Raw genomic sequence first — 20,139 nt, 5'->3', positions numbered from 1 at the left:
GAAAAACCTCATTATGTAGCGTTTATAATGAGGTTAGATCACGCATTAGTACATTGGCGAGCGGAGTTGGTAACGATTTGTTTTGTCGCTAGGTGAGATATAAAACCGGCCATCAAAACTATTCTTATAGGACTTAGCGGGACCAAAAATCCCGATTGATATTGGCATTGAGCCGTAGTTAAATTGATATTGGGCACCCTCTAAATAGATCACGGTGATCTGGTAGTTTGTGAGTGGTTTGGTATATAAAACTAAGCTGTCTTTACTGTTTGAATCCCTTACCATGTGAGGGAGGCTGTAATCCACAGCTTTCATTGTGCCGCGGTAGGAGTAGTAGTATCCCTGAATATTGTTTTTATTTGGGATAGAAAAACGCGCAAAATCGGCATCGGAAATTATGCCAAGTGAATCAAAATACTCACTATAGCCTTCAACTCGTATTTCATGATCTTTACCGAACAATACGACCTGAAAAGGGCGTGTGCCATGAGATACTTTTTGTGCTTTTAATCGGGCAAGCGTTTCTTCTACGGCGAACTCTTCTTCATCAATATTTCTGGCTCCCTGAATTTCCAACATCATTAATTGGATGATTTCACGCGAAGGCGTTGGATGCTTCCAACGAACGTTGGCACAGCCACTCATTAATAATGAAAAGAATAAGACAAAAAGTAGAAAAAACCATTTTTGGGTCATCATATATGATTCATTTGTCGTGAACAGAGAACGGAGTATAGCCCGATAAATGAAACGTAAAAGTAGCCAAAAAAGGGATAAACTTCCTCCTTGAAGTTTATCGGATAAATTAACGCCCTAAATAGCCATCCCAATCTTTCCAGACCGGTTGTAGACCCGAACGAATTAAAGATTCTGCAACTTGTGCGGCACTACGATTATCATGCGGTGCAAATTGTTCCAATTCAGCATGGTCATCGGCATAACCGCCCGGCTGTGTTTTTGAACCCGCACTGACATTATTAATGGCAAGTGGCACAACGTGATCGCGAAAATAAGGCGATTCGCGGGTTGAAAGTGATAGCTCAACATCTGGCGCCAATAAACGAAATGCGCAAATAAGCTGCACAAGTTCAGCTTCACTCATTAAAGAAGCCGGCTCTATACCACCAGCACAAGGGCGTAAACGAGGAAATGAAATAGAATAACGGCTCTGCCAATAGTGTTTTTGGAGATAAATCAGGTGCTCCGCCACCATATAGCAATCGGTGCGCCAACTGTTAGATAAACCAATTAATGCTCCAAGTCCTATTTTATCGATACCAGCCCGCCCTAAACGGTCAGGGGTCTCCAGCCGCCAATGAAAATCCTGTTTTTTACCTTTCAAATGATGTAGTTGATAAGCTGGCTCGTGGTAAGTCTCTTGATACACCATCACACCATCTAGTCCTAATGTCTTGAGTTCAGCGTACTCTTCGGTGCTCAGTGGCTGAACTTCCATCATCAAGGCGCTAAAATAGCGGCGTATTGTGGGTAAATGCTCACGAAAATAATCCATGCCCACTTTATTTTGATGCTCCCCTGTGACTAACAACAGGCTATCAAAACCAATTTTACGGATTGTCTCGCACTCATTAATGATTTCGTTTTTATCGAGCGTTTTTCGTTTAATGCGATTACTCATTGAAAAACCACAATATGTACAATCATTAGCGCATAGATTTGATAAATACAGTGGCACATAGAACCCCACGGTATTACCAAAACGTTGCCGTGTTAGCTTTTGGGCTTTCTGCGCTAATTGCTCAATAAAAGGGCGAGCGGCAGGGGAGAGCAATGCCATAAAATCATCAAGTGTTAAAGTATCGCTAGCAAGAGCCTGCTCAACATCTCGCGTATTTTTGGCATAAATTTGTAAGGTTAGGTCATCCCAATTTAGCTGCTGCCAGCGTTGGCGAAAGCTGCTGTTCATTGTAATGCTCCCAAAAACTCGGTTAATGGGCTTGAAGCTTCAGCATGTTGTTTCGGGCTAGCAAGGCCAGCGCGTCGGGCAAGCTCTGCGGCTTCAAGGGAGACTTTAAAAGCTTGAGCCATGAGCACAGGATCTTTTGCTACAGCGATGGCGGTATTGACTAGTACGGCATCGGCCCCCATTTCAATCGCTTCGATCGCATGGCTAGGTGCGCCAATCCCAGCATCAACCACTACGGGGATCGTCGATTGCTCAATAATGATCCGTAACATCTCTTTGGTGACTAAACCTTTATTGGTGCCAATCGGTGCACCAAGTGGCATTACGGCTGCACAACCGACTTCTTCGAGACGACGACACAGCACAGGGTCAGCACTGCAATAAGGCAGTACCACAAACCCTTCTTTTACGAGTTGTTCGGCAGCAATTAAGGTTTCGACGGGGTCGGGTAAGAGATATTTCACATCGGGGTGAATTTCTAGTTTAACCCAATGAGTTCCCAACGCTTCACGGGCAAGGCGTGCGGCAAAAATAGCTTCTTGGGCATTTTTCGCACCAGAAGTATTAGGGAGCAGTCTTACCCCAATCTCTTGCAAAGGCTTTAAAATGCCATCGTCATTGCCACGTAAATCTATACGTTTCATCGCCATGGTAACAAGCTGACTGCCTGATGCAGTGATTGCGTTTTGCATCAATGTTGGATTGGCAAATTTTCCTGTGCCAGTAAAGAGGCGTGACTGAAAAGTCACATCGGCAATTTTTAACATGATTAGCCTCCAGCGATAGCTTGAAACAATAAGATATTGTCTTGGTCATTCACGAGGTGTGAATCCCATTGATGACGAGGAATGATCACTTGGTTGATGGCCAAAGCCGTGCCGACCGTACTGCGCTCTAGAGAAGCGAGTAATTGAGACACGGTTAATGGCGCATCAAACTCCATTGGCTGGTCGTTAATTATAAGGCGCATGTTTCTTCTCGGCAGATTGGACATTGAATGGACGGTGTCAGTTGCAAGGTATTCCATTGCTGCTGTTTACCATCAAATAAACGCAATTTACCGCTTAGCGAGGAAGGCAATCCGACTAATAATTTGATGGCCTCTAAGGCTTGCAATGTGCCTATGACCCCCACGACAGGGCCAAGTACACCAGCGGTACGGCAGTTACGCTGAGGCTCCGTCTGGTCAGGGTATAAACATGCGTAACAGCCGTGATTAAAGGGTGGCTCAAGCACCATAAGCTGCCCACCAAACCCCACGGCACTGCCACTAACCAATGTTTTATTTGCCATGACACAGGCCGCATTAACGGCATGGCGAGTGGCCATGTTATCGCAACAATCGAGAACTAAATCGACTTGCTCAACCAAGGGAAGCAATGTGTGAATATCTAACTTTTGTTGTAAGACATGGGTATGGATCAGTGGATTAAGATCTTGTAGTCGTTTTGCGGCAAGTTTGGCTTTAGATTGAGGAATGTCCTCAGTGCCATATAAAACTTGCCGCTGTAGATTAGAAAGGTGTAGCTCGTCGTGATCCGCAAGCCATAACTCACCGACGCCAGCGGCTGCTAAATAAAGTGATGCCGGTGCGCCTAAACCACCAAGGCCAACAATCAGTACCTTACTCGTTTTAAGTTTGCCTTGTCCTTCAGGGCCGATATCTTCAAGCAGTAGCTGGCGGCTATAACGCATAAATTCATGATCATTTAACATGATGAACTCCTCGAATTAACCCGCCATCACGAGAGCGTGTGGGCGGGTTTGATTCAGGTAATCAGTGATTTTCTACGAGGCGTAAAAGGGTTTTTGTTGCCTCTAGCCAATCATCTGCTTTGGTAATTGCACTCACTAAGGCGACACTTCCAACACCGGTTGCGAGCACTGCTGGCACTCTATCGATAGAGATACCGCCAATCGCGACCGTGGGGTAATCGGGAGTCGCTTCTACCATGGTTTTGAGTGTCTCCAATCCTTGAGGTGCTGAGGGCATTTTCTTGGTTTCTGTTGGGAAAATATGCCCCATCGCAATATAAGAAGGGCGCACGGATTTAGCGATAGCAAGCTCATGTTGATCATGAGTTGAGATGCCTAAACGTAGCCCAGCTTGATGAATAGCCAATAGGTCGGTGGTTTCCAGATCTTCTTGCCCAAGATGAACACCATAGGCACCGAGCTCGATAGCTAAGCGCCAATAGTCATTGATAAATAGCCGCGCATGATGCTTTTCACCGAGAGCAATCGCTCGTTGGATATCATCACGCACTTCATCATCATGCTTATCTTTAATACGTAGCTGGATAGTCGTTACGCCTGCATTAAGCAAGCGTTCAATCCATTCTACAGAGTCGACCACAGGATAAAGCCCCAATCGTTGCTCAGTGGGAGCAAAGGGAGTGCTAGGCAATTTTTTCATCGGACACGACCTCGGCACTGTGATACAACTCGCTGCCATGAGCGCGGAAAGCTTCGGACATTTGCTCCATGCCAGCTTCCTTTTGCGCCGCATAATCACGGACTTCTTGTGAAATTTTCATTGAGCAGAATTTAGGACCACACATAGAGCAGAAATGGGCAACTTTCCCTGACGCTTGTGGCAGGGTTTCATCGTGATAAGCACGTGCGGTATCTGGGTCGAGAGCTAGGTTAAATTGATCTTCCCAGCGGAACTCAAAACGCGCTTTAGACATAGCATTATCACGAATTTGTGCTCCGGGATGCCCTTTCGCGAGGTCGGCAGCATGAGCCGCAATTTTATAGGTGATTAGCCCTTGTTTAACATCCTCTTTATTTGGTAAGCCCAAATGCTCTTTTGGGGTGACATAACAGAGCATTGCACAGCCAAACCAGCCGATCATGGCTGCCCCAATACCTGATGTAAAATGGTCATAACCGGGAGCGATATCGGTAGTTAGTGGGCCGAGGGTATAAAATGGCGCTTCATGACAATGTTCAAGCTCTTCCGTCATGTTGCGGTGGATCATCTGCATTGGCACATGTCCTGGGCCTTCAATCATCACTTGCACGTCATATTCCCAAGCAATTTTTGTAAGCTCACCAAGGGTATGCAGTTCAGCAAATTGGGCTTCATCGTTAGCATCTTGAATTGACCCTGGGCGTAAACCATCACCTAATGACAGTGATACATCATAGGCTGCACAAATCTCACAAATTTCACGGAAATTTTCATATAAGAAGTTTTCTTGGTGATGAGAGAGGCACCATTTCGCCATGATCGAGCCACCACGGGAGACAATACCGGTTAAACGTTTCGCCGTCATAGGGACATAGCGCAGGAGCACACCTGCATGGATAGTAAAGTAATCGACCCCTTGTTCGGCCTGTTCAAGCAGTGTATCGCGGAACATTTCCCACGTGAGATTTTCGGCAACCCCATTAACCTTTTCGAGTGCTTGATAAATAGGCACAGTACCAATTGGCACTGGACTGTTACGTAGGATCCACTCACGAGTTTCATGAATATAACGACCAGTAGACAGATCCATAACGGTATCGGCTCCCCAGCGGGTAGACCAAATCAGTTTTTCAACCTCTTCTTCAATGGAAGAAGTCACCGATGAGTTACCGATATTGGCGTTCACTTTCACTAGGAAGTTGCGACCAATAATCATTGGCTCAGATTCAGGGTGATTGATATTGGCTGGGATGATGGCACGGCCCGCGGCAACTTCTTGGCGGACAAATTCCGGCGTGATGTTTTCAGGCAGATTTGCACCAAATGATTGTCCGGGGTGCTGCTGTCTTAAAACGTCACCACGAATACGTTCACGTCCCATATTTTCGCGAATGGCGATAAATTCCATTTCAGGGGTAATAATACCTTGGCGTGCATAATGAAGCTGTGTTACACAGCGACCCTTCATCGCTTTCAATGGGTGGGGGCGATGATTAAATCGTAAGTGATCGAGACCCGCGTCGGCAAGTCGCTGCTGCGTAAAATCTGAGCTGAGGGTATCAACCGGAACAGTATCATTACGCTCGCGGATCCAACCTTCACGGATCTTTTTTAATCCTTTATGAACATTTAATTCTGCGGCTGGGTCGCCATAGGGGCCTGAAGTATCATAAACAGGAACAGGCTCATTATCTTCAAATTGAGGATTATCTTTATCGCCGCCAATGAGGGTTGGTGAGAGCTGGATTTCTCGCATTGGCACTTGGATATCGTCTCTTGAACCTGTTAGGTAGATACGTTTTGAATTAGGGAAGGATACGCCAGAAACCGTATTGATAAAGTTTTCGGCCGCATCACGTTGTGCTTTGCGCGTTCTTGCAGGCGCCGCTTTAGGAGAAAGATCGCTTGTAGGGATAATATTATTTTGGGACATAGCAATTTCCTGACATTGTCACGAGCGATTACGCGTATATGGGCGTAGCACTCAGGTTTATCGTAAGAAAGTTGCTTGTCTGGAGTTCGGATGGAGTAATGGTATGGCGTTGCGTGTTCATTTTGTTAGCTGACGTTTGCTGTGTTGCGTATGAGTTGTCAGCCTAAATATGCAAAAGCAAATAACCAAAATTGTTACGCTGAATGATTACTCTTGTTCCCTTCGCAGGTATTAACCCGATCAGGTTCCGCGGATCCCGAATTAACGGTCTCAGCCCGTAGCTTTCGCCACTAGGCACTCCGACAAGATGGACCTAGTATAAGAGGTGCAAAAAAAATATTCAAACTTCCCAGTGATATTGTGTCCAATGTTGTTCGGTGGCGACTTGGCAAAGACGCGCGTCACCATTTACGATAAACACCTCATCGGCAAATTGGCACATGGGCAGATCATTGGCGGAATCGGTATAGAAATAAATATAGGCATCGGTAATTGGCTGGTGGCTGATCCACTGAAGCAGGCGTTTGACTTTGCCTGCTTTAAAAGTCGCAATGCCTTCTATTTCGGTGCTGTAACCGCCATTTTTCTGCTTGATGTCGATTCCCATCACGACATCAGCAGCGAATCGTTCGGCTATCTTTTTCACAATAAAAGAAACGGTTGCAGAGATCACAATGATCGGGATCCCTTGCTTTCGATACTGCTCGATTGTGCGGATCCCTTCGGGATATATACGTGGCACGATCATGCTCTCAACAAAATCATCTAACCAGAGATCAACTTGCTCGATGCTGAACCCAGATAGCGATTGCAGGCTAAAACGCAGGTAAGTCGCCATATCTAGGGAGCCTGAGTTATATTGTGCCATCATTTGTTTGTCGGCTTCGACAAAACGCGGGTCGGTGATAATTTGCTTATCCCACAGGTATTGTGTCCACAGTACGCTGCTATCCCCCTGAATTAGGGTGTCATCTAAATCAAAAACCGCCAATTTGTTTTGCATTGTGCCTCTTTTATCTCGTTTGCTAACGTAGTGCGCGAATTTCGTTCTTATTAAACATTAACTCAAGGCGTGTACCGGGTTCAAATAGTCTTTCAGATGAGCGATTTAACAAATCAACCGTCATATTGCCTGCCGCGGTATTGACGGAATAACGAATAATATTACCTAACAGTTGATGATCTAAAATAATCGCATCGACGGGCTGTGAAATATGCTCACCGTAATGTCGCCCTGCTTCTTTAACATAGATGGATTCTGGGCGAATAGCGAGCGTACCTTGCAAATTAAGCCCGAGTAGCGCATTGGCTTTGTCAGCCTCCACAAGGTTGTAATTGCCCATAAAACGCGCCACAAACTCATTGGCTGGTTGCGTGTAGATATTCTCAGCTGTATCGTTCTGGATAATCGCCCCTTTATTCATTAAAAAGATGCGATCAGACATGATCATGGCTTCATCTTGATCATGAGTAACAAAAATGGTCGTCAATTTTAACTCACGTTGGATATGACGGATCTGTTGGCGCAGATGTTTACGAATACGCGCATCTAATGCCGAAAGTGGCTCATCCAATAGCAATATTTGGGGCTTCATCACCAATGCACGAGCAAGGGCGACACGTTGCCGCTGTCCACCCGAAAGCTGGTGAGGAAATTGCTGCTCTTTACCTTGCAACTCAACCATTTCAATAACGTCTGCAACCGCTTTATTGCGCTCAGTGCTGTTGACTTTACGCATTTTTAGGCCGAAGGCGATATTGTCTTCAACTGTCATATTCGGGAATAACGCATAACTTTGAAAGACCATGCCAACGCCTCGCTGCTGGGCTGCTTGGTGCGTGATGTTTTGGCGATTGATATACAGGTCACCATTATCAGGTTGTTCGAGTCCGGCAATACAACGCAATAAGGTCGATTTTCCACAGCCGCTAGGCCCTAACAGGGTAATAAATTCGCCTTTTTCTATTGTGAATTGAATATTAGAGAACACCTGATTTTGACCAAATGATTTACTCAAATTTTCAGCAATAACATAACTCATTATTCATCTCCCGAACGGCTCATCCGCGTGGCGAGCCATGTGAGTAACAAGGTAAATAAGAAATAAGACATCACCAACGCAGAGGTAAAGTGACCGCTGGTTTGACGCATATTAAATAAGTAGATTTGCAATGTTTCATAACGTGTTCCCACCAAAATGTTGGCAAACACAAACTCACCCATCAAAAATGAAAATGAGATCAGTAATGAGACTAGTAATCCTTTGCGAATATTCGGTAATACTATTAATAAGAAAGCCTTAAAGGTACTTGCTCCGAGTAAATGCGCGGCATCCATTAAGTCATGTAAATTAATGCCTTGGAAGCTATTAGCGAGTGCACGGTACATGAAAGGTAGGGTGATAGTGAAATAAGTACCAATTAATATCCATGGCGTACCAACCAACATAAATGGCTCATCAGCAAATATTTGTAATAGACCCACCGATGACACCACAGGGGGAATAGCAAAAGGCAGGATGATCAGTAAATCCATCAGCCCCTTTAATTTCGGGAAGCGGTAAAACACGGCAAATGCCATTGGTAAAATGACCAGTGTGCTAACCAACAAAGTACTAAAACAGATGAGCAGCGACCGCCCAAAAGCATACAGAAATCGAGGGTCTTGCCATAACTGTAAATACCATTTTATCGATAAGGCATCCGGTAAAACGGTCGCTCCCCATTGTGTAGAAATTGAATAAATAAAAGTGGCAACAATAGGTAGAGCTAATAACAAAACAACACTAATAAGAATGAATTTATGTAGCCAAAGGCCGGAAGAGCCATTTGGCTTGGCGGTAAGATTATGACTTGGCATGATAACTCCGTTTTAATAGCCAATGATGGATGGCAGTGATAAATCCAAGAATAGCAATTAGTAAAACGGATAATGCTGCTGCTAAATTAGGCTCTAAATAAAGGTCGCCGGAGACTAAGCTAGCAATACGGATGGTCACTAGATTGTAATTGCCACTCATCAGGGCGTAAGTGCTCGCGTAAGCCCCAACGGCATTAGCAACTAAAATAATAAAAGTACCAAGTAATGCGGGAGCGAGTACGGGGATAGCAACGTTGCGCCAATAAGATAATTTACTGGCTCCCATGGTTTTAGCCGCATCTTCCCACTCTGGTTTCAACGCATCAAAGGCAGGATAAAGCAACAAAATACCCAGAGGAATTTGAAAGTAGATATACAGCAGCATTAACCCACTTGCGCTATAAATATCGAAATCCTCAATAATTCCCCAAGATTTCAATTGCAGGGTAATTGCGCCATTGACCCCAAGTATGATGATAAAAGCAAAGGCAAGGGGAACACCGCTAAAGTTACTCGCCATTGTGGTGAAGGAAATCATCATACTGCGTACTCTGCCTTGCATTTTATAGATGGAAAATGCCGTTAATGTAGAAATGAATAGCCCGATGACACTACAGACAATCGATAACCAGAGGGTGTTCTCAAAGGCTTGCAGATAAAAATCGTTGGTGAAAATATCAAGGTAGTTGTCGACTGACCAAGCTTCTTCATAAATAAAGCTATTGATAAATACCCAAATCATAGGGGCGATTTGAAACAAGCAAAACAATGTAATAAATGGCAGTGTTAATAAGGCTGATCCCCAATGAAAACGTGATAAGTGTTTCTTTAACATTGCGGCTTTCCCTTGTTGGTGGTTTGCTTGTTCACAAGGTACGCTAACGTCGGCCATTAATTATCTCCTACCAATAATGTGTGACAGACTGTTTTATCGCCATATTCAATTCCGAGTAAGGCGCAAACCGTGCCACAAATCGCAGTTTGCTTCACCATACACTGTTCTTGATGTGAAAATTGCTCGCCAATAACAAACAGAGGAACAGCGCGCTCTTCAGGTAATATACCGCCATGGCTACGATCACTGTTCATGCCATGATCACTCGTGACAATAATTTGATAGCCTTGCTCAATCCATTGAGGTAAGTAATTTGACAAAATAGTGTCGGCTTGCCGCGCCGCGTTACGATATTGTGAGGAATCAAAACCAAACTTATGGCCTGTATCATCAATATTCATCGGATGGATCAGTAAAAAATCAGGCGAGTATTGAGTGCGCAGGTATTCCGCATCCATAAATAGGTGGCTGTCTGGATAATGGTCTGCTTGGTAAAAACAACCATGCTGGATAGCGAGTTGCTTATCATTGGTAAAACGGTCTCGAGTCGCAACAAAAGGTGCTCGGTTATATAGCTCGCTGACCCAATAATAAGCCGCGGCTGCCGTTGTTTTACCTGCTCTCTTGGCTAAAGAAAAAATACTATCAAAGTGGGAGAGTCGCACGACGTCATTGTTAACGATACCGCTATCGACAGGGGAAACTCCCGTCAAAATACATTCATATAAAGGGCGTGACATAGAGGGTAGCTCACACTCCACTTTATAGAGCGTTGCTCGATCAGCTTCGATCAGTCCATTGAGGTAGCCCATACAATCATGGGCTACTGGGTAACTCAAGCCATCGAGAACAACAAGGATCACTTTATCAGACATAAGATATTTTCTTCCTAAGTGACATTACTGCTGGTGGATTAACACTTGCTGTTGCCACATTTTGGGGAGTTTGCGAGACGACTTTTCCCAGCCATCCGCATCGTTAATTGGGCGAACATTTTTGTACTGCTCATCCGGTAACAATTTGGCTTTAATCTCTTCGGGGAGGGAGAGGTATTCAGCACGAATTGGGCGGGCGTAGCCTTCAGCTAGGTTAATTTGCCCCTGATCGCTAAAAATAAATTCACGTGCTAACTTCGCGGCATTTGGATTTTTGGCATATTTATTAATGATAGTGGTATAGCCTGAGATAACTGAACCATCAGAAGGAATGACAACGGTAAAGCGGTCACGATTGATCTGATCACGATAATTCAGCGCATTGAAATCCCAAAGAATACCGACGGCAACTTCGCCTTTTTCAATATTTGCAACGGTTGGATCATTCACGGAAAGACGTTTTTGCTTGGCAAGTTCAGCAAAAAACGCAATAGCTGGCTGTAAGTTATTTTCATCACCACCGCGCGCATAGGCCGCTGCTAATACTGCATTGTTAGCTTGAGCTGCGATACCAACATCACCAACAGTGACTTTATATTTACCTTTTAGCAAATCATCCCAGCTTTTTGGCGCATCTTTAACTAGCTCATTATTGATCATGAAAGCAATGGTGCCCGTATAAGCCAGTGCCCAATGGCCTTCTTTATCTTTTGCCCAATCAGGGATTTGTGACCATGTGGTTGGTTTATAAGGTTGGGTAACGCCTTTCTGTACGGCAACAGGGCCAAAGGAGGCGCCGACATCGCCAATATCTGCGGTAGCATTATTTTTTTCAGCGGCAAACTTAGCAATCTCTTGCGCTGAACTCATATCCGTATCTTGGTGCTTTAATCCATAGGTTTTTTCGAGATCTTGCCAAGTTCCTTTCCAGTTAGCCCAAGTATCTGGCATTCCAACACTGTATACTTGACCTTCTTTTTTAGCGGCTTCAATCAAGGCGGTTAAATCGTTATCGGCTGCTAAAGCAGCACTTGACGCGGTTAATGAAAGTAAAACTGCGGGTACAATCGTTTTCATTTTATCTCTCACTGTATAGAGGAGTTATATTGGTTAGTTAGTATGCTAATTTTCCAAGGTGACAGTGAGTTGACGGTTTTGTGACACTTTTTCGATGTTTTAGGGAAAAAACTGTCTAAAAAGTGTCAAAAACACTAACTAAAAATGATTAAGTACAACGACTAGATTACATTTTGTGAAAAAAGCGTATCTTTATAGAAAAAGATGAAATCCTTTTATACCAATAAAAGATGTAAAAAATGACAAAAGTGACATTAACTGGAACAGAGAAAGGTTGGTGGTTTGTTTGCTTTGCTGGGCGCTTATGGTTACCACAAGGAGATGCTCCTAGGGGGAGTGCAAAAGATTGGTCACTGTCTGGGAAGATAGCAACACCGATTGGTGAATGGCAAGGTGAGGTTGTTTGGCTAATTGCTGAAAAAATGCCAACAGATATGGCTTCACCGCGCTTATTAGCATCACAAGATGAGGGATTATTTCGTTTAGCTGGACGTGGAGTACAGTTAGCGGAGTTTTATCGTTCCCATCGTTACTGCGGTTATTGCGGCACCGCAATGCGTCATAGTACGACTGAGTGGGCTTGTCTTTGTGACCATTGCCATGAACGCTATTACCCACAAATTGCGCCTTGCATTATTGTTGGCATCCGTCGTGGTGACCATATATTGCTAGCACAGCACCGCCGCCATACTCAAAACCCTCTCTTTACCGTACTTGCGGGTTTTGTTGAAGTGGGTGAGACACTGGAAGAAGCGGTAGCACGAGAAGTCATGGAAGAAAGCGGGATCACAATACGTAATATTCGTTATGTGTCTTCTCAGCCTTGGCCTTTCCCTCACTCATTAATGATGGGGTTTCTGGCTGACTATGACAGCGGCGAAATTAAGGTTGACCCGAATGAACTCGTGAGTGCCGCGTGGTATCACTACAATGAATTACCTAAAATTCCTCCGAGTGACACAATCGCAAGGCGATTAATTGAAGATACGGTGGCTTTATGTCGCCAAGAGGACGCCTAAACGTGCGAATTGCTTAGGCGCTGATATTGTTGTGTGTAACATGCTACAATAGCGGCCCTTAGCCATTTGCGGCGGCCACTGACTATAATGGAGTAAATAATGACTGAGTTGAAAAATGACCGCTATCTACGTGCTTTGCTACGTCAGCCTGTAGATACCACCCCTGTATGGATGATGCGTCAAGCAGGGCGTTACCTACCGGAGTACAAAGCAACGCGTGCACAGGCTGGTGATTTTATTTCTCTGTGTAAAAACACCGAGTTAGCGTGTGAAGTGACACTTCAACCGTTACGTCGTTTTCCATTAGACGCCGCAATCCTATTTTCTGATATCTTAACCATCCCTGATGCTATGGGGCTAGGCCTCTATTTTGAGACGGGTGAAGGGCCTCGTTTCAAAAAGCCAATCACTTGCCTAAATGATATAAAAAACATACCAGTACCTGATCCGGAAATGGAACTGGGCTATGTTATGGATGCGGTAAGAGCAATCCGTAAAGCGCTAAAGGGGGATGTACCTCTTATCGGTTTTTCGGGGAGTCCGTGGACATTAGCCACTTACATGGTCGAAGGTGGCAGCAGTAAAGCGTTCACAAAAATTAAAAAAATGATGTATGAAGACCCGAATGCGCTCCACTTATTACTGGATAAACTCGCTGATAGCGTGATTTTATATTTAAATGCGCAAATTCGGGCAGGGGCTCAATCCATCATGATTTTTGATACATGGGGTGGCGTGCTAACTAAACGTGATTATTTACAATTCTCTCTTCATTACATGCATAAGATCATTGATGGCCTAATACGTGAAAATGAAGGCCGCCGTGTGCCTGTGACCCTATTTACAAAAGGCGGTGGGCAATGGCTAGAGGAGATGGCTGCAACAGGTTGTGATGCTCTAGGTCTTGATTGGACCACTGAAATTGCGGATGCCCGTCGTCGAGTCGGTGACAAAGTGGCACTACAGGGAAATATGGATCCATCAATGCTTTATGCTCCGATACCGCGCATTGAAGAAGAAGTACAAAATATTTTGGCAGGCTTCGGGCAAGGTAATGGACATGTCTTTAATTTAGGTCATGGTATCCATCAAGATGTTCCCCCTGAGCATGCAGGTGCTTTTGTTGATGCCGTCCACCGTTTTTCCCGCCAATACCATCAATAACTGATCGGTTTTTTGATAGCGTACTCACAGATCCTTGTAAGTACGCTGTTATCTTCTATCATTAATCGTTAATCATAATAAGTATTGAGCACATCATGGCCATAGACACTCGATTGTTGCGACAAGAGCAAACGGATAAAGCACAGCTTATTGTATTGAATGAAAACAATATACAGCCGATTTTTATCGGTGGTGCTGATGTGGGCTTTGAGCAGCAAGGTACTGTCACTCGTGCGGTGATCGCCGTTCTGTCATGGCCTGATTTGCAATTGGTTGAGTATCAGATTGCGCTAGTACCCACACAATTACCTTATATTCCGGGTTTGCTCTCTTTTCGTGAAGTGCCTGGATTGATGGCAGCTTGGCAACAACTGCATCATAAACCTGAATTGGTGTTAGTTGATGGTCAAGGGATCGCCCATCCTCGTCGTTTCGGTGTTGCGTGTCACTTTGGCTTACAGGCTGATGTGCCAACCATTGGAGTCGCAAAAAGTCGATTGTACGGTGACTATGAAGCAGTGAGTGAAGCTCAGGGAAGTTTTCAACCATTACGGCATGGCGAAAATCAGCTTGGTTGGGTGCTGAGAAGTAAAAAAAGATGCAATCCTTTGTTTATTTCACCGGGTCATAAGATGAGTGTCAGTGCTTCTCGTGAGTGGGTTGAACGCTGTTTAAAGGGGTATCGGCTACCTGAGCCAACGCGACTTGCTGATGGAATAGCCTCTAATAGGTCGTTTTTTGAGCGAATGAAAGAGAAATCCGGCTAATTATCAGCAAAATATGTGGTATTGGCAGATTTTCAGGTAAACTGCGATGTATTGAGATTGATGAGTCTGAAATTATGTTAAGAAATCCCATCCATTTGAGGTTGGAAAAACTAGAAAGCTGGCAACATGTTACTTTTATGGCATGCCTGTGCGAACGAATGTACCCCAACTACCAAATGTTTTGTCAGCAAAGTGAATTTACTGACGCAAAGGTTTATCGGTCTATACTTGATTTGGTATGGGAAACGCTGGTCGTTAAAGACAGTAAAATTAATTTCGACAATCAGCTCGAAAAATTAGAAGAAATTATACCGTCAGCAGATGATTTTGATTTCTACGGTGTTTATCCAGCCATCGATGCTTGTATCGCTTTAGGTGAAGTGGTTCATGCAAAATTAAGTGGCGAAACACTGAGCCATGCTATTGCGGTTAGCGAAACATCGATTCGTACTGTTGCGATGCTGGAAATGACCCAAGCTGGTAGGGAAATGTCAGAGGAAGAGCTGAAAGAATTATCCTCAATTGAGGAAGAGTGGGATATCCAGTGGGAAATTTTCCGTTTACTGGCTGCCTGTGAAGAGCGAGACTTAGAGTTAATTAAAGGATTAAAATCTGACCTCCGTGAAGCGGGGGTTAGCAATATTGGTATTACTGTAGGCTAGTTTTTAGCGTTTCATTGATGAAAACGTGACTTAGCGCAGTAATGCTGATGACTAAGACTTCACATTTGCCCCTAGACTGGTCTACATTTAGGGGCAAGAAGAGAAGTGGCTATCGGGGGCGTGTATCAGGGGCTGTCAATTTGGCATATCCGACGCACTCGATGCTTTGCAAACGATAAACACACTGTGTAAGGATAATTTATGAACAAGACTGAATTAGTTGATGCTATCGCAGAATCAGCAGACCTGACAAAAGTACAGGCTAAAGCAGCATTAGAATCAACTCTGAATGCTATTTCAGAAACGCTGAAAAAAGGCGAGCAAGTACAACTGGTCGGTTTCGGTACTTTCAAAGTCAGCCACCGTGCAGAGCGTACCGGTCGTAACCCGCAAACTCGCGAAGAGATCACTATCCCAGCAACTAATGTTCCTGCTTTCTCTGCCGGTAAAGCACTGAAAGAAGCGGTAAAATAATTAAGTTGCAAACTAGAATTATCAGGGGGGGGAGTCAACGACCCCTTTTGTTCATTCGGAAAGGGTTGCTGGTATTGGGAGCCATCTCAATGCTCAGCGCCTGTTCTTCTCGTAACAACTTTCCCGAGTTTAGTGCGAGTGGATTTATTGCGGATGATGGTGTAATCCGTATGTGGCGTCTTAATGACGCAAAAAATGACCCTCAAGTGCTTATGGTTGTTTACAGCCCTTACAAAGGCACTGATACTTCTGTTAATTTCTTCGAGTACCGAGCAGGCCAGCTTTGGCAAATTCGTAGCCAAATCTTAAATGCGGGTGAGCAAGAAATGATGGAACAACTCCGTTTTAACAAAAACGATGATGTGATCTTTATGCAACGAGTCGAAAAAGATCGCAAAACCGCACTTTCTTCCGATGACATTATCCGTTGGCGTTTTGAAGCAAAACGTATTTTAGATATTAATACTGCTTTGGTAGTCGGTGGTGTGAAACTATACCAAGGCCGTTGGTCACAAAACCAAGTCGTCACTTGTGGCGGTGATGTCAAAAAAGTCGAATTTGAACCTTATGCACAAAATTGGTTAGAAAGCCGAACAAAAGTTTGGCATAAACAGCTGAATATTGCTTGGTTAGAATCCCCTGAAGGGAATCAACTTTTGATGGTTGCGGATACCGATTTTTGCCGCTGGCAGCCTAGTAAAGATTCATTGTAATCTCACCGCTCGTCGTCTTTCGCATCCTAACGTTGTTGGCTTCAGCAACTCACCTCAGTCACATATTTGTGTATACCCCCGAGGATAAATTACTTTGTCGCCTAGTTAGGCTACGAAATACTCAGCGCTTTCGCCTGTTAGAAATAAAAAAGCTGATAAAGCGGCTGTTTATCAGCTTAGTGAGTTTAGCTTCTGTGCTCGCTATTTCAGGCGTGCGACGGCACGATAACCAATATCTTTACGGTAAAAACTGCCATCCCAATGAATATTTTCAGCGGCTTGATAGGCTTTTTGTTGAGCTTGGGCGATATCATTACCGAGTGCTGTGACACAAAGAACACGGCCTCCGGCAGTGATGACCTTATCATCTTTCATTTTAGTGCCAGCATGAAATACTTTGCTATCCGCCATTTCTTCGGTCGGCAAACCGTGGATCACATCACCTTGGCGGTAATCACCTGGATAACCTCCGGCAGCAATTACCACACCGAGAGCAGGGCGTTCATCCCATAAGGAATCTTTACCTGCTAGCTCACCTTTTGCCCCTGCAAGACACAACTCGACTAAATCAGATTGTAAACGCATCATGATAGGTTGAGTTTCAGGATCGCCAAAACGGCAGTTAAATTCGATAACTTTAGGGTTACCAGCCTTATCAATCATTAAACCCGCATAGAGGAAACCTTGATAACGATGCCCCTCGGCATCCATACCTTTTACTGTTGGATAGATGATTTGTTCCATGACACGCTGGTGAATTTCATTTGTCACAACGGGGGCCGGTGAATATGCGCCCATGCCGCCAGTGTTAAGACCTGTATCACTATCGCCAACACGTTTATGGTCTTGGCTAGTTGCCATTGGAACGACATTTTCGCCGTCCACCATCACAATAAAACTTGCTTCTTCACCGTCTAAGAACTCTTCAATCACGATACGGTGACCTGCATCACCAAATGCGTTACCAGCAAGCATATCGTGCACAGCATCTTTAGCTTCAGCCAGCGTCATCGCGACAATGACACCTTTACCTGCGGCAAGACCATCAGCCTTAATAACAATCGGTGCGCCGACGTTATCCAGATACGCCAAAGCAGGTTCGATTTCAGTAAAATTTTGGTAAGCGGCTGTCGGTATTTTGTGACGAGCTAAAAAGTCTTTCGTAAAAGCTTTCGAACCTTCGAGCTGTGCGGCGCCTTGAGTCGGACCGAAAATGGTTAGCCCTGCTTTTTGGAACGCATCAACGACCCCAATGACCAGTGGTGCTTCTGGGCCAACAATCGTTAGGCCGATTTGTTGCTCTTTCGCAAATTTTAATAATTCATCGATATCCGTTGCTGAGATAGCCACGTTTTCAAGATTAGGCTCTAATGCAGTTCCAGCATTACCCGGAGCCACATAAACTTTGTCAGCAAGTGGTGATTGTGCGGCTTTCCATGCTAGGGCGTGTTCACGACCACCGCCGCCAATAATTAAAATATTCATACTTAACTCCACATGATTAATGGCGGAAATGGCGCATATTAGTGAAAATCATGGCGATGCCGTGCTCGTTAGCCGCTTCAATCACTTCGCTATCGCGGATTGAACCACCTGGCTGGATCACACAGGTCACGCCAACGGCTGCCGCTGCGTCAATACCGTCACGGAACGGGAAGAATGCGTCGGAGGCCATTGCACAACCTGCAACTTCTAAGCCTTCATCTGCGGCTTTAATACCTGCAATTTTCGCAGAATACACTCGGCTCATTTGCCCTGCACCAATGCCAATAGTCATATCATTTTTGGCATAAACAATCGCGTTCGACTTAACGAATTTAGCGACTTTCCAACAGAATAGGGCATCTTTAAATTCACGCTCAGTGGGTTGGCGTTTAGTCACAACACGTAGCTCGTCAGGTTCAACCATACCAAGGTCACGGTCTTGGACCAATAAACCACCGTTAACACGTTTAAAATCTAATCCTGCAACAGGTTTATCCCACTCACCACATGTAAGTACACGCACATTTTGCTTGGTCGCTAATACTGAAAGAGCATCATCGGCAACCGTTGGTGCAATAATAACTTCTACAAATTGGCGCTCAATAATCGCTTCTGCTGTTGCCTTATCAAGCTGACGGTTAAAGGCAATGATGCCACCAAATGCAGACGTTGGATCCGTTTTAAACGCGCGATCGTAAGCTGCATGAATATTATTACCAATAGCAACACCGCAAGGGTTGGCATGTTTGACGATAACGCAAGCTGGCTCTTCGAAAGATTTAACACATTCTAAAGCGGCGTCCGTATCAGCAATATTGTTATAAGAGAGAGCCTTACCTTGCAGCTGTGTCGCCGTGGCGATTGATGCCTCTTTAGGGTTCTCTTCTATATAAAAAGCGGCATCTTGGTGACTATTTTCACCGTAACGCATGTCTTGTTTTTTGATAAAGTTTAAATTCAACGTACGAGGGAAACGTCCCGATGGTTGCGTTGTATCGCCATAATAAGGGGTGACTAATTCGCCAAAGTAGTTGGCTATCATACTGTCATAAGCGGCAGTATGTTCGAACGCTTTAATAGCAAGGTCAAAACGAGTAGACCAATTTAAAGAGTTATCGTGGTTATCCAATTCTTCAATGATTTTTTCATAATCATTGCTGCTCACAACAATCGCGACATCTTTATGGTTTTTAGCGGCTGAGCGCACCATTGTGGGGCCGCCGATATCAATATTTTCAACAGCATCTTCTAGGGTGCAGTTAGGCTTAGCGACGGTTTGTGCAAAGGGGTACAGATTGACAACAACCATATCAATCGGTTCGATATTATGTTGCTGCATAATGGCATCATCAATGCCACGACGACCTAAAATGCCACCATGAACTTTTGGGTGAAGTGTTTTAACACGACCATCCATCATTTCAGGGAACCCTGTATAGTCTGAAACTTCGGTGACTTTTAACCCTGACTCGGCAAGTAGTTTTGCGGTTCCACCTGTAGAGAGCAGTTCAACACCTCGTTGTGAAAGCGCTTTAGCGAATTCAACAACGCCTGTTTTATCAGAAACACTGAGCAGGGCACGACGAATAGGACGAAGCTGTTGCATGAGATAGATCCCTTGGATAAGAAAGCAATAAAACCGTAAGAGTTAGTTTAAAGCGTAAAAACGACGCTTCTTATATATACCTATTTCTGCTGTAACTGTTTAATCACATCAAAATATCAATAGATAGAGATAAGCCACTAACAATTTCAGAACATAAAAATAAAATCAACGATGAATTTTCATGCTAATTGTAACGCAATCGTTTGCGTAATGCGCGTTATATTTTAATTATTTTTATGGTTGTGGATAACTTTGTGGGTAAATCTGTATAAAGGTGCGTTTTGCTGTGGAATGCAGCAATCGAATAAAAAAGTGATAAAAAGGGG

Annotated in this window: 21 protein-coding genes and 1 riboswitch; of the genes, 6 read left to right on the top strand and 15 right to left on the bottom strand. The window is 44.4% G+C overall.

Annotation, left to right across the window (positions count from 1 at the left end):
* Positions 1-45: 45 nt before the first annotated feature.
* From PSF11_RS20010 to PSF11_RS19950, 13 genes are all read right to left on the bottom strand, one after another.
* Positions 46-699, bottom strand: coding sequence for a hypothetical protein (locus PSF11_RS20010; RefSeq protein WP_060561189.1), 654 nt, complete (start codon positions 697-699; stop codon positions 46-48).
* Positions 700-805: 106 nt separating this feature from the next.
* A complete protein-coding gene (gene thiH / locus PSF11_RS20005) occupies positions 806-1,927 on the bottom strand; it encodes a 2-iminoacetate synthase ThiH (protein ID WP_004924784.1) in 1,122 nt (373 codons plus the stop codon).
* Positions 1,924-2,694 carry a thiazole synthase gene (locus PSF11_RS20000; RefSeq protein WP_014656952.1) on the bottom strand — a complete coding sequence of 257 codons (771 nt, stop codon included), beginning with the start codon at positions 2,692-2,694 and terminating at the stop codon, positions 1,924-1,926. The genes thiH and PSF11_RS20000 overlap by 4 nt, the downstream gene beginning before the upstream one ends.
* Positions 2,695-2,696: 2 nt before the next feature.
* Positions 2,697-2,897, bottom strand: a complete 201-nt coding sequence (gene thiS, locus PSF11_RS19995; RefSeq protein ID WP_004924788.1) for a sulfur carrier protein ThiS — start codon at positions 2,895-2,897, stop codon at positions 2,697-2,699.
* Positions 2,885-3,643 carry a HesA/MoeB/ThiF family protein gene (locus PSF11_RS19990; RefSeq protein ID WP_004924791.1) on the bottom strand — a complete coding sequence of 253 codons (759 nt, stop codon included), beginning with the start codon at positions 3,641-3,643 and terminating at the stop codon, positions 2,885-2,887. Before PSF11_RS19990 ends, thiS begins: the two co-directional genes overlap by 13 nt.
* A 61-nt stretch (positions 3,644-3,704) precedes the next feature.
* Positions 3,705-4,343 carry a thiamine phosphate synthase gene (gene thiE / locus PSF11_RS19985; RefSeq protein ID WP_036942138.1) on the bottom strand — a complete coding sequence of 213 codons (639 nt, stop codon included), beginning with the start codon at positions 4,341-4,343 and terminating at the stop codon, positions 3,705-3,707.
* A complete protein-coding gene (gene thiC / locus PSF11_RS19980; RefSeq protein WP_004924795.1) occupies positions 4,327-6,276 on the bottom strand; it encodes a phosphomethylpyrimidine synthase ThiC in 1,950 nt (649 codons plus the stop codon). The genes thiE and thiC overlap by 17 nt, the downstream gene beginning before the upstream one ends.
* A gap of 200 nt (positions 6,277-6,476) precedes the next feature.
* A riboswitch (TPP riboswitch) is annotated at positions 6,477-6,588 on the bottom strand.
* Positions 6,589-6,616: 28 nt separating this feature from the next.
* On the bottom strand, positions 6,617-7,279 hold the full coding sequence (locus PSF11_RS19975; RefSeq protein WP_004924796.1) for an HAD family hydrolase: 663 nt from the start codon (positions 7,277-7,279) through the stop codon (positions 6,617-6,619).
* 22 nt (positions 7,280-7,301) lie between these two features.
* Positions 7,302-8,318, bottom strand: a complete 1,017-nt coding sequence (locus PSF11_RS19970) for an ABC transporter ATP-binding protein (RefSeq protein ID WP_004924798.1) — start codon at positions 8,316-8,318, stop codon at positions 7,302-7,304.
* Positions 8,318-9,136: an ABC transporter permease gene (locus PSF11_RS19965; protein ID WP_004924802.1), complete on the bottom strand. Its 819-nt coding sequence runs from the start codon at positions 9,134-9,136 to the stop codon at positions 8,318-8,320. Before PSF11_RS19965 ends, PSF11_RS19970 begins: the two co-directional genes overlap by 1 nt.
* A complete protein-coding gene (locus PSF11_RS19960; protein ID WP_072502586.1) occupies positions 9,123-10,028 on the bottom strand; it encodes an ABC transporter permease in 906 nt (301 codons plus the stop codon). Before PSF11_RS19960 ends, PSF11_RS19965 begins: the two co-directional genes overlap by 14 nt.
* Positions 10,028-10,846, bottom strand: a complete 819-nt coding sequence (locus PSF11_RS19955; protein WP_072502585.1) for an alkaline phosphatase family protein — start codon at positions 10,844-10,846, stop codon at positions 10,028-10,030. The genes PSF11_RS19960 and PSF11_RS19955 overlap by 1 nt, the downstream gene beginning before the upstream one ends.
* A gap of 24 nt (positions 10,847-10,870) precedes the next feature.
* Positions 10,871-11,923 (bottom strand): ABC transporter substrate-binding protein, encoded by a 1,053-nt coding sequence (locus PSF11_RS19950; RefSeq protein ID WP_072502584.1) that lies wholly within the window; start codon positions 11,921-11,923, stop codon positions 10,871-10,873.
* A gap of 239 nt (positions 11,924-12,162) precedes the next feature.
* Between PSF11_RS19950 and nudC the strand changes: the two genes are divergently transcribed.
* From nudC to PSF11_RS19920, 6 genes are all read left to right on the top strand, one after another.
* Positions 12,163-12,942, top strand: a complete 780-nt coding sequence (gene nudC / locus PSF11_RS19945) for an NAD(+) diphosphatase (protein ID WP_004924813.1) — start codon at positions 12,163-12,165, stop codon at positions 12,940-12,942.
* A gap of 99 nt (positions 12,943-13,041) precedes the next feature.
* Entirely contained in the window at positions 13,042-14,106 is a 1,065-nt protein-coding gene (hemE, locus tag PSF11_RS19940) for a uroporphyrinogen decarboxylase (RefSeq protein WP_036942124.1), read from the top strand.
* 95 nt (positions 14,107-14,201) lie between these two features.
* Positions 14,202-14,873, top strand: coding sequence for a deoxyribonuclease V (nfi, locus tag PSF11_RS19935; protein WP_072502583.1), 672 nt, complete (start codon positions 14,202-14,204; stop codon positions 14,871-14,873).
* A 74-nt stretch (positions 14,874-14,947) separates the two neighbouring features.
* Positions 14,948-15,535, top strand: coding sequence for a YjaG family protein (locus PSF11_RS19930; RefSeq protein WP_004924819.1), 588 nt, complete (start codon positions 14,948-14,950; stop codon positions 15,533-15,535).
* A gap of 201 nt (positions 15,536-15,736) precedes the next feature.
* Entirely contained in the window at positions 15,737-16,009 is a 273-nt protein-coding gene (locus PSF11_RS19925) for an HU family DNA-binding protein (protein ID WP_004924821.1), read from the top strand.
* Positions 16,010-16,098: 89 nt separating this feature from the next.
* On the top strand, positions 16,099-16,722 hold the full coding sequence (locus PSF11_RS19920) for a DUF1481 domain-containing protein (protein ID WP_014656945.1): 624 nt from the start codon (positions 16,099-16,101) through the stop codon (positions 16,720-16,722).
* 201 nt (positions 16,723-16,923) lie between these two features.
* Here the strand turns inward: PSF11_RS19920 and purD are convergent, their stop codons facing one another.
* Positions 16,924-18,207, bottom strand: coding sequence for a phosphoribosylamine--glycine ligase (purD, locus tag PSF11_RS19915; RefSeq protein ID WP_072502582.1), 1,284 nt, complete (start codon positions 18,205-18,207; stop codon positions 16,924-16,926).
* Between the two features lie 16 nt (positions 18,208-18,223).
* Positions 18,224-19,813, bottom strand: coding sequence for a bifunctional phosphoribosylaminoimidazolecarboxamide formyltransferase/IMP cyclohydrolase (gene purH / locus PSF11_RS19910; protein WP_072502581.1), 1,590 nt, complete (start codon positions 19,811-19,813; stop codon positions 18,224-18,226).
* Positions 19,814-20,139 lie beyond the last annotated feature (326 nt).

It is taken from the genome of Providencia sp. PROV119 (assembly GCF_028482435.1).
Lineage (GTDB): Bacteria > Pseudomonadota > Gammaproteobacteria > Enterobacterales > Enterobacteriaceae > Providencia > Providencia stuartii.
This window is presented reverse-complemented; position numbering and strand designations above follow the sequence as displayed.

What these genes read in the sequence shown, in the direction of transcription:
- thiH (WP_004924784.1), bottom strand. Translation starts at nt 1,927, where the DNA reads ATGAACAGCAGCTTTCGCCAACGCTGGCAGCAGCTAAATTGGGATGAC.
- PSF11_RS19955 (WP_072502585.1), bottom strand. Translation starts at nt 10,846, where the DNA reads ATGTCTGATAAAGTGATCCTTGTTGTTCTCGATGGCTTGAGTTACCCA.
- PSF11_RS19960 (WP_072502586.1), bottom strand. Translation starts at nt 10,028, where the DNA reads ATGGCCGACGTTAGCGTACCTTGTGAACAAGCAAACCACCAACAAGGG.
- PSF11_RS19975 (WP_004924796.1), bottom strand. Translation starts at nt 7,279, where the DNA reads ATGCAAAACAAATTGGCGGTTTTTGATTTAGATGACACCCTAATTCAG.
- thiS (WP_004924788.1), bottom strand. Translation starts at nt 2,897, where the DNA reads ATGCGCCTTATAATTAACGACCAGCCAATGGAGTTTGATGCGCCATTA.
- PSF11_RS19950 (WP_072502584.1), bottom strand. Translation starts at nt 11,923, where the DNA reads ATGAAAACGATTGTACCCGCAGTTTTACTTTCATTAACCGCGTCAAGT.
- PSF11_RS20000 (WP_014656952.1), bottom strand. Translation starts at nt 2,694, where the DNA reads ATGTTAAAAATTGCCGATGTGACTTTTCAGTCACGCCTCTTTACTGGC.
- nfi (WP_072502583.1), top strand. Translation starts at nt 14,202, where the DNA reads ATGGCCATAGACACTCGATTGTTGCGACAAGAGCAAACGGATAAAGCA.
- thiC (WP_004924795.1), bottom strand. Translation starts at nt 6,276, where the DNA reads ATGTCCCAAAATAATATTATCCCTACAAGCGATCTTTCTCCTAAAGCG.
- PSF11_RS19925 (WP_004924821.1), top strand. Translation starts at nt 15,737, where the DNA reads ATGAACAAGACTGAATTAGTTGATGCTATCGCAGAATCAGCAGACCTG.
- purD (WP_072502582.1), bottom strand. Translation starts at nt 18,207, where the DNA reads ATGAATATTTTAATTATTGGCGGCGGTGGTCGTGAACACGCCCTAGCA.
- PSF11_RS19965 (WP_004924802.1), bottom strand. Translation starts at nt 9,136, where the DNA reads ATGCCAAGTCATAATCTTACCGCCAAGCCAAATGGCTCTTCCGGCCTT.
- nudC (WP_004924813.1), top strand. Translation starts at nt 12,163, where the DNA reads ATGACAAAAGTGACATTAACTGGAACAGAGAAAGGTTGGTGGTTTGTT.
- PSF11_RS19970 (WP_004924798.1), bottom strand. Translation starts at nt 8,318, where the DNA reads ATGAGTTATGTTATTGCTGAAAATTTGAGTAAATCATTTGGTCAAAAT.
- hemE (WP_036942124.1), top strand. Translation starts at nt 13,042, where the DNA reads ATGACTGAGTTGAAAAATGACCGCTATCTACGTGCTTTGCTACGTCAG.
- PSF11_RS19990 (WP_004924791.1), bottom strand. Translation starts at nt 3,643, where the DNA reads ATGTTAAATGATCATGAATTTATGCGTTATAGCCGCCAGCTACTGCTT.
- PSF11_RS19920 (WP_014656945.1), top strand. Translation starts at nt 16,099, where the DNA reads ATGCTCAGCGCCTGTTCTTCTCGTAACAACTTTCCCGAGTTTAGTGCG.
- purH (WP_072502581.1), bottom strand. Translation starts at nt 19,813, where the DNA reads ATGCAACAGCTTCGTCCTATTCGTCGTGCCCTGCTCAGTGTTTCTGAT.
- thiE (WP_036942138.1), bottom strand. Translation starts at nt 4,343, where the DNA reads ATGAAAAAATTGCCTAGCACTCCCTTTGCTCCCACTGAGCAACGATTG.
- PSF11_RS19930 (WP_004924819.1), top strand. Translation starts at nt 14,948, where the DNA reads ATGTTAAGAAATCCCATCCATTTGAGGTTGGAAAAACTAGAAAGCTGG.
- PSF11_RS20010 (WP_060561189.1), bottom strand. Translation starts at nt 699, where the DNA reads ATGATGACCCAAAAATGGTTTTTTCTACTTTTTGTCTTATTCTTTTCA.